This window comes from Fontibacter flavus, from assembly GCF_042432905.1.
In the GTDB taxonomy this organism is placed as follows: Bacteria; Bacteroidota; Bacteroidia; order Cytophagales; family Cyclobacteriaceae; genus Fontibacter; species Fontibacter flavus.
This window is the reverse complement of record NZ_JBHLWI010000004.1, coordinates 199,012-211,854: the sequence shown is the minus strand read 5'-3', so window position 1 is coordinate 211,854 and position 12,843 is coordinate 199,012. Positions and strand designations below refer to the sequence as shown.

The 12,843-nt window shown below is 39.8% G+C and carries 11 protein-coding genes and 1 pseudogene; 1 reads left to right on the top strand and 11 read right to left on the bottom strand.

Annotated elements, in window-relative coordinates; all coding sequences use genetic code 11:
* The first annotated feature begins 107 nt into the window (after positions 1-107).
* Positions 108-2,891: a WD40/YVTN/BNR-like repeat-containing protein gene (locus ACFFIP_RS02725; RefSeq protein WP_382386022.1), complete on the top strand. Its 2,784-nt coding sequence runs from the start codon at positions 108-110 to the stop codon at positions 2,889-2,891.
* Between the two features lie 205 nt (positions 2,892-3,096).
* Here the strand turns inward: ACFFIP_RS02725 and ACFFIP_RS02720 are convergent, their stop codons facing one another.
* The 11 genes and pseudogenes from ACFFIP_RS02720 to ACFFIP_RS02670 all read right to left on the bottom strand — a co-directional run bounded on the left by ACFFIP_RS02720 (position 3,097) and on the right by ACFFIP_RS02670 (position 12,654).
* A complete protein-coding gene (locus ACFFIP_RS02720) occupies positions 3,097-3,684 on the bottom strand; it encodes a porin family protein (RefSeq protein WP_382386021.1) in 588 nt (195 codons plus the stop codon).
* An 83-nt stretch (positions 3,685-3,767) separates the two neighbouring features.
* Positions 3,768-4,145, bottom strand: a complete 378-nt coding sequence (locus tag ACFFIP_RS02715; RefSeq protein WP_382386020.1) for a response regulator — start codon at positions 4,143-4,145, stop codon at positions 3,768-3,770.
* A 134-nt stretch (positions 4,146-4,279) separates the two neighbouring features.
* Positions 4,280-5,667 (bottom strand): annotated as a pseudogene (locus ACFFIP_RS02710) (sodium-dependent transporter).
* Positions 5,668-5,706: 39 nt separating this feature from the next.
* Positions 5,707-6,627 (bottom strand): SDR family oxidoreductase, encoded by a 921-nt coding sequence (locus ACFFIP_RS02705; RefSeq protein ID WP_382386019.1) that lies wholly within the window; start codon positions 6,625-6,627, stop codon positions 5,707-5,709.
* Complete coding sequence (locus ACFFIP_RS02700) at positions 6,624-7,466, bottom strand: peptidylprolyl isomerase (RefSeq protein ID WP_382386018.1); 843 nt, start codon at positions 7,464-7,466, stop codon at positions 6,624-6,626. Before ACFFIP_RS02700 ends, ACFFIP_RS02705 begins: the two co-directional genes overlap by 4 nt.
* On the bottom strand, positions 7,463-8,404 hold the full coding sequence (gene hemC, locus ACFFIP_RS02695; RefSeq protein ID WP_382386017.1) for a hydroxymethylbilane synthase: 942 nt from the start codon (positions 8,402-8,404) through the stop codon (positions 7,463-7,465). The genes ACFFIP_RS02700 and hemC overlap by 4 nt, the downstream gene beginning before the upstream one ends.
* Positions 8,394-9,308: a 30S ribosomal protein S6--L-glutamate ligase gene (gene rimK / locus ACFFIP_RS02690; protein WP_382386016.1), complete on the bottom strand. Its 915-nt coding sequence runs from the start codon at positions 9,306-9,308 to the stop codon at positions 8,394-8,396. The genes hemC and rimK overlap by 11 nt, the downstream gene beginning before the upstream one ends.
* Positions 9,305-9,736 (bottom strand): ATP-dependent zinc protease family protein, encoded by a 432-nt coding sequence (locus tag ACFFIP_RS02685; RefSeq protein ID WP_382386015.1) that lies wholly within the window; start codon positions 9,734-9,736, stop codon positions 9,305-9,307. Before ACFFIP_RS02685 ends, rimK begins: the two co-directional genes overlap by 4 nt.
* Positions 9,736-10,884, bottom strand: coding sequence for a DNA polymerase III subunit (locus tag ACFFIP_RS02680; protein ID WP_382386014.1), 1,149 nt, complete (start codon positions 10,882-10,884; stop codon positions 9,736-9,738). Before ACFFIP_RS02680 ends, ACFFIP_RS02685 begins: the two co-directional genes overlap by 1 nt.
* A 6-nt stretch (positions 10,885-10,890) precedes the next feature.
* On the bottom strand, positions 10,891-12,090 hold the full coding sequence (locus ACFFIP_RS02675; RefSeq protein WP_382386013.1) for a GlmU family protein: 1,200 nt from the start codon (positions 12,088-12,090) through the stop codon (positions 10,891-10,893).
* Between the two features lie 318 nt (positions 12,091-12,408).
* On the bottom strand, positions 12,409-12,654 hold the full coding sequence (locus ACFFIP_RS02670) for a type B 50S ribosomal protein L31 (RefSeq protein WP_382386012.1): 246 nt from the start codon (positions 12,652-12,654) through the stop codon (positions 12,409-12,411).
* Positions 12,655-12,843 lie beyond the last annotated feature (189 nt).

Here is a 12,843-nt window from a genome sequence, read left to right as displayed (position 1 = left end):
CTTTAGGAAATCACGATCTGCAATTGTAGAATTCTCCCACTTTCTATCAAAAAAGGAACCGGATTTTACCCGCGAATTTTTATATTCCTCCAAAATTGAGTCATGATATGCAAAATAAAATAACAAAAATCGGGTTTTGGGCCCTGGCCTTGATGCTGGGATTTCAAATTCCTAAAGGACAGTCCCAACAAATAAAGGCAACTTCCTCAAAAGCCATGCAAGAGGCAGTCCAACAGCACCAGCAAATGCGGAACAGCTCCACATTCAGAAATTATCCTGCGAGAAATATCGGTCCAACAAATATGAGCGGCCGGATAGTGGATATCGAAGTAAGCAAAGATTATAAAACCTATTATGTGGCTGCTGCCTCCGGGGGAGTATGGAAAACAACGGACAATGGCCAATCTTTTAAGCCTGTATTTGATCATTTAGGCTCTTTGGTGATTGGAGACATGGCAATTGCCCCTTCTGATGATAACATCATTTGGGTAGGTACTGGAGAGAATAATTCAAGCCGGTCAACCTATGCGGGCTCAGGTTTATACAAATCTACAGATGGTGGAAATAGCTGGCTATTTATGGGCCTCCCCTTTTCACAGCATATCGGACAAATCCAAATTCACCCTTCCAATCCGGATATTATATGGGTTGGATCAATGGGCTCTCTTTATTCCAAAAATGAAGAAAGGGGTCTTTACAAAACCATCGACGGTGGAAAAACATGGAGAAGAACCCTTTATGTTGATGACAATACCGGTGTGATTGACATCAAGATACATCCTAAAAATCCGGATTTACTTTTGGCGGCAACTTGGGAAAGATTCAGACAATCCCATGATTTTACTGGAAATGGAAAAGGATCAGCTATTTGGAGATCCGAGGATGGTGGAGATACTTGGAATAAAATAACAAACGGATTTCCTGCTGATGAATTTGTAGGTAGAATAGGTTTTGACTTTAGCCAAAGCAATCCAGATGTCGTGTATGCTTTACTGGATAATCAAAAGCCTATTGACAGGCCAATCAGACAAAGACAAAACACATCCGAAGAGCTTAATTTGGATAGTTTCAAAAAGATGACAGCTGAAGATGTCCTCAAAATGGATGATGAAATACTTGAAAAAATCCTTAGAAATAACAGATTCGCCTCAAAATACGAAGCCGGCAGTGTCAAGAAATTAATCAAAAACGGTAAAATCACACCTGTCCAAATTGCCAATTACCATGGGGATAACCAGGATGCCAATGCTAATCTAGTCAATACATCCATCATTGGAGCCGAAGTTTACAGGTCTGATGATACGGGCAAATCCTGGAAAAAAGTCAATGAATCCAATTTGGAAAGGCTATACAATTCATATGGTTATTATTTCGGAGAGGTCAGGGTAGGTACAGCATCGGAAGATGAATTGTTTTTGTTAGGTGTTCCTTTATTGGTTTCCCGGGATGGTGGAAAAACCTTTGCCAGAACAGATACCGTTGGCAATGTGCATTCCGACCATCAGTCTATGTGGATTAACCCAAATGATTCGAAACACATCCTTTTAGGCACTGATGGTGGACTTTATGTCTCTTATGGCAGTGGAGAAAAATGGGATCATCTAAATACGCAGTTAACGATTAGCCAGTTTTACTCTGTAATGGTAGACGAAAAAACACCTTATCATGTGTATGGAGGAATGCAGGACAACGGGGTTTGGTATGGAAAATCAACCAATAAACCAGAAGAGGCTTGGACTTCCCTGATGGGAGGAGATGGTATGGTAGTAGCTGTTGACACTAGAACAAATGATATTATATACACAGGTTTCCAGTTCGGCAACTATTTCAGGATCAATACTGCCACAGGAGAAAGAAAATTGATCACCCCATCTCATGATATCGGAAGCGCATCCAACCGCTGGAACTGGAGAACACCAGCCATTCTTAGCAAGCATAACCAAGACATTGTCTATATGGGCTCCCAATACGTCTACAGAAGTCTGGACAGAGGAGACACTTGGGAAACCATCTCCCCTGATCTGACCAAAAACCAAAAAAGCGGGAATGTACCTTTTGCTACATTGACTGTAATTGAAGAGTCTCCACTTGAATTCGGAACCCTATACGCCGGATCAGATGATGGTAATATCTGGATGACCCAAGATCATGGCAATAATTGGCAGGATATCAGTAAAGGCCTACCTCAAAATAGATGGGTAAGCAGCATCACCCCTTCCCAGCATCAGGAAGGTGTTGTCTATGTTACCTTAAATGGATATAGATTTGATGATTTTACACCATATATCTACAAAAGCAATGATTATGGCAAAACTTGGAACCCTATCTCCGGCAATTTACCGACCGAATCCATCAATATTATTAAGGAAGACCATCATTTTGCCAACCTTTTATTTGTCGGAACTGACCAAGGACTTTATATCTCTCAGGATGGCGGTTCAAGTTATGAATTGATGCAAGGAAACATCCCTAATGTTGCTATCTATGACTTGGCTGTTCAAAAAAGGGAAAATGATTTGGTGATCGGCTCACATGGCAGAAGTATTTACATTATGGATCTCAACCCTATATATGAAGTGTTGAGAAATCAAGGGCAGGTAATTAAAATACTAAGCGCATCTGAAATCAGGTTCAACCCTAGATGGGCAGCATGGTCCGAAGGGATAATCACAAAACCAACACAAAATATTCTGTTTTATTCCAATTCGGATGTAAACATCAAAATTGAAGTCCTGAATACTAAAGGCGAAAGTTTGAAATCTTGGGATGTTTTGGCAATAAAAGGCTACAACAGCACTTATTGGCAACATGAGAATCTTGGAAGAGGAAAATATCAGATCAACATTACAAGTGCTAATAATTCGGACAAAATGGACTTTGAGGTAAAATAGTGAAGTGTAAATAAATTAGGTTTAACATTCTTCTTACTGAAACCATTGTAGCGGGCGGATCTTCAAACTTTAGATTTCCCCGTTACAAAGGTTTCAATCTTAGAAAGAAAATCGAAATGAAGGGTGATTATTTGAAAAATTCCATAAAGGATATGAGAAGTAAGAACCACCTTTATCCATTCCTTAGTTTTATATTAAGGCTTTTTTAAAATAACCTAAACCCTGCTGAAAGTATCAGTTGGTTCTGCCGCTGATCAGTTTGAAAACCGATCACTGATTTTGAAATCTTGCTGAGAGAATTTTCATACTTCAAGTCCAAAATCAGATTACCGATATCCAGTCCAATTCCTGCCTGATATCCAAGTGAGGAAGACCGGTAATCCAGTTCAACGGCATTTTGAATTGCATCTTCTAATTTATAATCCAACAGTATAGAAGCCACTGGCCCTGCCTGTACCCTGAAAAATTTAGCGAGTTTAAAGCCAAACATCATTGGAATATCAAATCGATTAAAATTCACATCAAATACATCATCGCTTCCGGATGTGTTTTCAATAATCTGTCCTCCCGTTTGGGTGAAAAGAAATTCAGGCTGAACAAAAATGGAAGATCCTCCCATCCTGACAAAGGCACCTAAATGATATCCAAGCTTACTATCACCACTAGAGAAACCTTCTCCGTTTACGCTTACATTACCTTGAGAAACTCCCACTTTGGGGCCAACAGAAAAATCCTGCGCCATTAAAGAAGTGAAAGAAAATAGGATAAGAATCAGTAATAGGAGTTTTCTCATCAAACACTTGTTTTTAAATCCGACATTGTTCTATTCAATCAACGGAAAAGAACTATAAATATTGAATTCAATATGTCTTGATTTTAATTCAAGTCCATACTACCCGTGCCGAAATTTCTGGCAATGCTGTATAATTCAGAGAAATCCATTGGCTTAGGTAGTAACCTGTCAAAAGATATCGCACTGGTCCTTTTAAAATAATCTATGTCACCCGCTGTAAAACCAATAATTGGGATCTTACTGATATTGTCATGAAGTTTGATTTCAGCCAATAATTGGATTCCATCCATCAAAGGCATCATGATATCTGTAATAACTACATGAAAATCATGCTCCTTGGTTAATATATCCAATGCCTCTATCCCATTATTTGCGGTCAAAACGGTGTCATTTTCCTTTTCAAATACCTTTTTCAGGATTAGCCTATTGATTGCATCATCATCCACTACAAGGACCTTCATAAATTAATAGATTGGTATGAGGGCTAATGTACATAATTTTTTATATAAAATACATTTTTTAATGGTCATAAATAAAAAAAAGAGGCTGTCCCAAATTTGGGACAGCCTCTTTTTAAAATGATTTATAAAGATGATCAACCACCTTCCTGAGGCGTACCAAATACCCCTACCAGATCCAATAAGACCAAAGCAATGACTATAGGACAAACCCATTTGATAAAGAAAATCCAGGCCTTTCTTGCTCCTCCTTTGAATCCTGGAGCACCAAGAGCAAGTTCATTGGCAAAATCCCCAATTTTCTTGGCCCAACCTGTATAAAGTGCCAACATCAAACAGATGACCACTACTGCAAACGTTCCAAAGAGGAAGTCCATGATGGAGAAAAATCCTACCTGAGTATTACCCAAGAAATTTAGTGATATTGTATTGAATACATTGCCTTCAATGGAAGATAAAGCCGAAGGAATAGATAATGCCATGGCGGCAATACCGATTGTCCAGGCAGCTTTCTTTCTGCTCCACTTCTTCTCGTCAATGAAATAAGCAACAGGCACTTCCAACATAGAAATACTGGATGTCAAAGCGGCCACTAGCAATAATAGGAAGAACATTGCACCGATAAAATTCCCTCCAGGCATGGCATCAAAAACCAATGGAAGAACTTCAAATACCAAAGCTGGTCCACCTGCAGGATCTTTACCTGGAAGCAATGCAAACAACGCCGGAAAAACCATCAAACCACCCATCAAGGCTACCATACTATCCATACCTGCAATCCATCCAGAGGATTTTACTATGTTCCCGCTTTTTGGGAGGTATGATCCGAAGGTAATCATCAAGCCCCACCCTACAGACATGGAGAAGAAAGCCTGACCCAAACCTGTAAAATTACTTTTGTATTGATTTTGGAGAAATCAGGATACAAATAGTACTCGATACCTGCTCCGGCTCCTTCCAAGGTCACTGCTCTACCTGCAATAAAGATGATGATGATGAAAAGAATAGGCATCAAGAATTTTGCAGCCTTTTCAATCCCTCCTGATACACCACCAAGAACAACACCTATAGTCATTAGGATAAACAAAAAGCACAATGGCACCACATACATTGGCGTTTCCTGGAATTCTGCAAAATCAACTGGAATATTGATCAATTCTGTAAAAATGTAACCGATGGTCCAACCAGCAATAACAGAATAATAACTGAGTACGCAGAAACAGACCAAAATACAAAGTACACCAGCTATTTGCCAAAATTTATTACCTCCTGTTGCCTTGATCGCTCCAATAGGGTTTTTGCCTGACAACCTACCTAAGGCAATTTCATTCAGTAAAAGAGGTAGCCCAATTAAAAGGACACATATTGCATACACGAAAACAAAGGCCCCTCCACCATTTTCACCGGTTAAATATGGGAAACGCCATATATTACCAAGTCCTACTGCTGAACCGGCTGCTGCCATAATAAATCCCAAACTGGAACCCCATTGGCCCCTACCTTGAGTTTCTGAACTCATCGCCATAGTTTATCGATTAGTTGTGTTTTAATGAAAATTTAACATTTAAGAATCGGCTAATTTAATTTGTTTTGATAAAATACCAATTCCGTCCATAAAACTTTTAGGAGAATAACCGAGCTCTTTTTGTGCCTTTTCTATCAAGAATCCCGTTTTCAATGGACGCTTTGCAGGCTGTGTGAAAATATTCGAATCTACCTCTTTAATCAGGGACTTATCTAAGCCAAAATAGTCTGCTGTCATACATGCCATTTGGTATGGATTTAACAAGTCCTTTCCAGAAATATTATATATTCCTGTGGCTTCTTTTTCCATAATCAGAATACAGCCATCCGCCAAATCCTCCGCTAAAGTAGGAGTTCTCCACTGATCATTGACTGCTTGTACTGTCTTACCTGACTCTAAAGATTTCTTTACCCAAAGGATGATATTTGACCTGCTCATGTCCGATGCAATACCATACACTAATACCGTTCGTGCAATTGCCCACTTAATGGCAGATTCCTGAACGATTTTTTCAGACTCTAATTTTGTCTCTCCATAGTAATTGATAGGGTCAGGCGCTGCCGTTTCATCATAAGGACCTTCGTCTCCATTAAAAATGAAATCTGTCGATAAGTGAATCAAAAAAGTTTGATGTGCTTTACAAGCCTGAACCAGATTTCGTACTGCTTCCACATTTGCTCGTCTACAGCCAACTTTGTCTTTCTCACATTCGTCCACATTGGTCATAGCTGCTGTATGGATGACTACTTCCGGCTGGTGCAAAGCAAAAACCTCTTGTACTTGGTTTTTATCTGCCACATCCATTTCAATCCAAGTATATCCCGAAGTCCAATCATCCGGAAGTCGTGATTTCCCCTTTCCCGAAGCAATTACTTGATAGTCGGTTCTTTCAGCTAATTTTTGGACCAATTTCTGACCCAAAAGACCATTTGCCCCCGTAATGAGCACCTTTTTTATCATAAATCATTGTATTCATACCCAAATTCCTTGGTGATTTTGGATTTGGGTAAATGTTCAACTTTAATGGTCATCAATACAGGATTTATAGGCTTATCCCTTGCTCCTGTCTCTTCTGAAGCTATCCTTTCCATCACATCCAAACCCTTCACTACTTTCCCGAATACTGTATATTCCCCATCCAAATGAGGTGTTCCACCAATGGTAGTGTAGGCCTCAATCTGTTCTCTGCTAAATGGTTTATCTAAACTGATGCTGTAAAACTGTTCAAGATTCTTCTTTTCTTTCAACATCATCAGATTCAATGAATCGTACTTTCCCTCTTCATACAATCTGCTATATTCGTCTTTTAGCTTAAGGTTACTCCCCAATTGTATATATTGAAAAAACCTCTCGGATAATTGCTTCATATCCGTGGTAAGTTCATCCTTATCATAAATCTTGCCTTGGACTATGTAAAACTGAGAACCACTTGACCTTTTCTCAGGATTGATATTATTGCCCTGACGCGCAGCGGCAATCATCCCCTTACTGTGAAAATAGTCGGGCACAATCTCTGCTGGTACAGTTGGCCATTCATTTGGGGGCAATTGTTCTTTTGTAAAAACATCGCCTCCCTGAATCATGAAATTTTCAATTACTCTATGGAATTCCGTTGAATCAAACCTGCCTGCTTCTGCCAACTCAATGAAATTTCTTTTATGCTGTGGAGTTTCATCAAACAAAACAGCATACATATCTCCGTGCCTGGTCTGTATTTTAATGAGGTAATCTTTCTCAGATTTACAGGAAAACAAAACCAAAACTATCAAGGGCAAAGCCCAAATCTTTAATCGCTTCATTTTTTCAGTTCGGATTTGATGGATTTCAAAATTTTGTCACCACCACTCTCTAATACGAGCGTAGCAAGTTTTACCCCCAATTGTTCGGCTTCTTGGGGTGCTCCTGTTACCTGATGAACAATTCTCTCAGCACCGTCAAGGCTAACAATCCCACCTTTCAAGGTCAAATCATCTCCTTCCAAATCTGCCAATGCAAAAACAGGGATACTGCAACCACCTTCTAAAACTCGCAGATAACTCCTTTCTGCTAATAATCTGTATCCGGTAGGTACATGATGACAGGCATCTATAATCAAATGCCTAAGATTTGGATCTAAGTTGGCCGAGGACTCAATAGCTACACTTCCCTGCCCAACTGCCGGAGTAAACTCATCCAACGAAAGTTCATGTCTGATCAGTTCATCATAACCCATCCTATGTGCACCTGCATAAGCAAGCAAAAGCGCATCACATATACCGGACTCCATTTTGGCAATCCTGGTCTGCAAGTTGCCTCTAACCTCAACTGTTTTTACATGAGGATAAAAATGTTTTAAAGTAGACACCCTTCTAGTTGACGAAGTACCTAATACAATTGGCCTGGAAGCATCTTGGTAATCGATGTCCGAATGGTGGCTGAGAATAATATCGTTGACCTTTTCTCTTTCGGTAAATGCTATCAGTTCAAATCCTTCCGGTAAACTGGACTGCATATCTTTGGCACTGTGCACAGCAATGTCAATGGAGCCTGATGCCAATTGCTCTTCAAGTTCTTCCGTGAATACCCCCTTACTGCCTATTTTGGAAATGGAAACATCCAGAATCTTATCGCCTTTGGTTTCAATGATAACGATTTCTGAATTCTGCCCTTTTGCCTTCAATAAATCCGCAACGTGATAGGCTTGCCAAAGTGCCAACTTGCTTCCTCTGGTACCTATCCGGACTACCTTATTGTTCATTTTTTGATTTTCTTTTAGTCGATCTTTTGTTAACCGATTCTTCAATATATTTAACAATTTCTCCTGCAATATCTATTCCTGTAGCTTTCTCTATTCCCTCAAGCCCCGGACTGCTATTCACCTCCAAAATCAATGGCCCCCTTTCTGATTGCAACATATCAACACCTGCTATATCCAAACCTAATGCTTTTGCGGCACCAAGTGCTGCAGCCTTTTCTGCTCTTGACAGCCTGATTACAGTAGCCTTACCTCCACGATGAAGATTGGACCTGAATTCTCCCTCTGCCCCTTGCCTTTTCATGGCTCCCACAACTTTACCATTCACGACAAAGGCCCTTATATCTGCTCCTTTAGCTTCTTTGATAAATTCCTGAACAATTATCCTGGCTTTTAACCCATGAAAGGCTTCAATAACTGACTGACCCGCCTTCTTTGTCTCAGCCAAAACAACTCCCAAGCCCTGGGTTCCTTCCAACAATTTGATGATCAGTGGAGCACCGCCTACCCTTTCAATCAATGCTTTTTCTCCACCTTTGGAAAAATTGGTAAAAGCGGTTTTGGGCATACCCAAACCAGCTTTGGAAAGAATCTGAAGACTTCTGAGTTTGTCACGGCTACGGACAATCGCTTGTGAATCCACTGCAGAAAAAACCCCCATCAATTCAAATTGCCTCACAACAGCCGTTCCGTAAAAAGTAACGGATGCACCAATCCTGGGAATGATAGCATCTACCCCTAAAAGTTTTTCGCCTTTATATATAATATATGGACCTTCCTGCTCAATAATCAGGTCACAGGCTGAATGATCTACAACCAAAGCCTCATGGCCCGCTGCCTTGATCGCCTCAATCAATCTTCTTGTCGAGTATAGGTGGGAATTTCTGGATAATACCGCAATTTTCATTTTAATGATTTTTTTGACAAGTTGACTTCTTCTACATCCACTAAAAACCTACCTCTCAATAATTTCCTTCCCAATAGTATAGGATTTCTCATTCTTGACCTATCAGTCAGCGTAAATTCAGCTTCAAATTCTTCGCCAAACATAATTACTTTTGTACTTACTTTATACCTAACCTCCGCTTGACCGAAAGAATTCTTCACTTTTTTCTGGGTAAAACTCTCCGTCTTGATCAACTTTCCAGTGTATTTCTTGTCCTTTGGGTCCAAAACCTTGAAGTAAAGCACTTTCTTACCCTGCTCTTCCTTTTCTTCACAAAAATCACAATGAATGGAAGAAGTATATGCCCCAGTATCCACTTTACCGGTAACATTCTTTAGCCCCCACTCAGGAAGGGTTATCCTTTCTCTTCTGCCAATAATTTTCTTCATCAGCTTGCTGTTTGTAGTGGTTTCATGATCCTGGCAATCTTAAAAGAAAGATCTGTGTATAAAATCTTCACATTAGCATTCCTTTCTATATAATAATAGGCTTGGTTGAGCAACTCATATATTTTACTGAGCTTGTCTTCATCCAGTACATTGACCCCTAATTTGTGGATAAAATCCCTGTCCGAATCTGCACTTCGCATCAGATCGTACACCTTTGATTTATCCAGCATAACTTCCCTGATTACATTGATACCGCTCAAAAGCAGGGATTTTTGTGCTTCTTTATCTTTTGAGCTGAACAATTCAACAAAAGACATCATCTCATTCACCTGAATAGAATAACATGCCCTAAACCAATCCCTGATCAAGACCGTGTTTTCATCCTCTACCTGATCCACCATCCTGTAAGCTTCCCGCATATTGCCGTCAGCCAATGGCGCAATCTGAGTGGCTGCTTCTCTGGAGCACAGATCTTCATTGACCAGATGGGACATAATCTCCTCATCTGTGAAAGCCCTGATCATGATTTTTTGTGTTCTGGATAAAATGGTCGTCAACAACTGTTCTGGCTGAGAGGTAACTAACAAGAAAACTGTCTTCTGAGGAGGTTCTTCCAAGATTTTCAACAAAGAATTGGCAGAAGAAGAATTCATATATTCAGGCGCCCAAATCAACATGATTTTATATCCTCCCTCAAAGGACTTTAATGATAATGTTCTGATGATTTGTCTTGCTGCAGCCTTAGAAATATTCAGCTGCTTTTTTTCGAAATCATTTTGGTAAATCCAATCAGAAATATTCCCGTACGGTAAATTGATGGCAAATTCCCGAAAAGATCCTACAAAATCTATTTTCTTCTTATCTTCTTCTTCCTCTTTAGAATCCCCTGTCCCCGGCATTGGGAAGGCAAAATTCATGTCAGGATGAACCAATTTAGCCATCCTTTGACAGGAAGGACAAGTGCCACATGCATCATGGTCTTTCGCTTGTTCACAGTGCAGATAAGTAGCTAAGGCTAAAGCCATTTTTAAATTGGCAGAACCTTCAGGTCCATGAAACAATAAAGCATGGGCCAAATGGTTGTTCTTAACCGCCTGGATGATCTTTTCTTTGACTTCTTCAAGTCCGGGAATATTGGAAAACAGCATAAAAACCTAAGCTTCTTTGTCCCAAATACGGTAATGTCTGGTCAAATCAAAAACCTTTTGAATGATTTCTTTTTCCTGATCAGAATATTCCAATCCCCTCCTGTTCATCACAGCCTTTGCTGTCTCTTCAAATTTCCTGACCTGAAAAGTGGTAAAACCCGCAGCTCCTCCCCATGAAAAGGATGGTATAAAGTTCCTGGGGAAACCATCACCAAAAATGTTGGCTCCTACCCCCACAACGGTTCCGGTGTTGAACATGGTATTAATACCACATTTGGAATGGTCACCCATCATCAGACCGCAAAACTGCAGGCCGGTATTCGTGAATCCTCCTTTGGTATAATCCCAGATTTTAACTGGCGCATAATTGTTTTTAAGGTTTGAATTGTTGGAATCCGCTCCGATGTTACACCACTCACCTAACACAGCATTTCCCAGAAAGCCCTCATGCCCCTTATTGCTATATCCAAAAATAACAGCATTTGAAACTTCACCCCCAACTTTACAATGTGGCCCCACAGTAGTATCGCCACGCATTTTAGCACCCATGTTAATAGTCGAACCCTCACACAGCGCAAATGGCCCCCTGATTAAAGCTCCTTCCTGTATCTCTGTATTTCTGCCTATATAGATAGGGCCTCCTTCGGCATTCAAAACAGCAGCTTTGATTTTTGCCCCTTCCTCTATGAAAATTTCGGATTCATTATACAAAACAGTATGTACATCTTGACAGGCTTGTGACATTCTGCCCACAGTCAACAATTTGTAATCCTTTCGAAGTTCAGCACCGTTGAATTGGAATATATGCCAGGTTTTCTGGACAATCGTCAATTCACCCTCAAATTCCACCGCGGCTAAGGTTTTGGCCCTATCAGGCTGGAAGCTTGCTGGCTGATCGGCATAAAGCGCCAATAGTATATTTTGAAAATAGAGAGCCTGTCCCGTTTTCAATTGCTGTATGGCCTCCCAAAGTGCTGGATTTGGGCAGAGAGCCCCATTGACCAATAACGCTGGGCCATCTTTTTTAGAGAATTTGGCAGAAAGGTAATCCTGTGTGAGAAAGCCTGGTTTGATTCTACTGTATCTTTCCCATTTTTCGGAAATTTTAAGAATACCGATTCGTATATCTGCAACAGGTCTGGTAAAAGTAAAAGGCAATAATGCTCCCCTGATTGCGGGGTCATCAAATAAAATAAGATTGTCCATGACACAAAAATAAAAAAGTCTTCCGGAAAACAACTTCCGGAAGTCCTAACTCCTGTATAAGGATGTGAATTATTAAAGGGCAATATCCAGTTTTACTCGAAAACTAAATATTAAATCCTTTGGTTTTTTAGCTAAATTGGGACTATGAAAAAGGAGGAAGAACATAGTCTTCAAAACTTTTTACCTTTGGAGACCATCTGCCATCTCAATGTATCAAAGGCTTTGTGATGGTCCTGGATGATTTGTTTGGAGGATTTAAATAAAAAATCTCTCGGCTTTTCTAACCGAGAGATTAATATTGATAGAAATAAATTAAGATTATTTCTTTGCGTATCTTTTGTTGAATTTTTCAACACGACCCGCAGTATCCAACAACATTTTCTTACCAGTGTAGAAAGGGTGAGAGTTAGAAGAAACTTCAATTTTGTAAACCGGGTATTCTTTACCGTCTTCCCACTCGATAGTCTCACTAGTTTCGATAGTAGACTTAGTGATAAACTTATATTCACTTGAGGTATCGTAAAATACGACGTCTCTGTAGTTAGGATGAATGTCTTTTTTCATGGTATTGCTATTTATCTTTGATCGCTTTTTCCAAATGAGGCACAAAGTTATTTCTTTTTTGAAATGTTTCCAAAATTCTCCAAAAATTATTTGGATTGAAAGATTACTCTTTTAGATATATTCTCCAATTGATGGCTAAAATCAGTTTTAAATCAGTCATAACTCATCCTTAAAAAGCAAAAACCTCTC

Bases quoted from the DNA above. Each gene is read 5' to 3' on its own strand.
- ACFFIP_RS02725 (WP_382386022.1), top strand. From the start codon at position 108: ATGCAAAATAAAATAACAAAAATCGGGTTTTGGGCCCTGGCCTTGATG.
- ACFFIP_RS02720 (WP_382386021.1), bottom strand. From the start codon at position 3,684: ATGAGAAAACTCCTATTACTGATTCTTATCCTATTTTCTTTCACTTCT.
- ACFFIP_RS02715 (WP_382386020.1), bottom strand. From the start codon at position 4,145: ATGAAGGTCCTTGTAGTGGATGATGATGCAATCAATAGGCTAATCCTG.
- ACFFIP_RS02705 (WP_382386019.1), bottom strand. From the start codon at position 6,627: ATGATAAAAAAGGTGCTCATTACGGGGGCAAATGGTCTTTTGGGTCAG.
- ACFFIP_RS02700 (WP_382386018.1), bottom strand. From the start codon at position 7,466: ATGAAGCGATTAAAGATTTGGGCTTTGCCCTTGATAGTTTTGGTTTTG.
- hemC (WP_382386017.1), bottom strand. From the start codon at position 8,404: ATGAACAATAAGGTAGTCCGGATAGGTACCAGAGGAAGCAAGTTGGCA.
- rimK (WP_382386016.1), bottom strand. From the start codon at position 9,308: ATGAAAATTGCGGTATTATCCAGAAATTCCCACCTATACTCGACAAGA.
- ACFFIP_RS02685 (WP_382386015.1), bottom strand. From the start codon at position 9,736: ATGAAGAAAATTATTGGCAGAAGAGAAAGGATAACCCTTCCTGAGTGG.
- ACFFIP_RS02680 (WP_382386014.1), bottom strand. From the start codon at position 10,884: ATGCTGTTTTCCAATATTCCCGGACTTGAAGAAGTCAAAGAAAAGATC.
- ACFFIP_RS02675 (WP_382386013.1), bottom strand. From the start codon at position 12,090: ATGGACAATCTTATTTTATTTGATGACCCCGCAATCAGGGGAGCATTA.
- ACFFIP_RS02670 (WP_382386012.1), bottom strand. From the start codon at position 12,654: ATGAAAAAAGACATTCATCCTAACTACAGAGACGTCGTATTTTACGAT.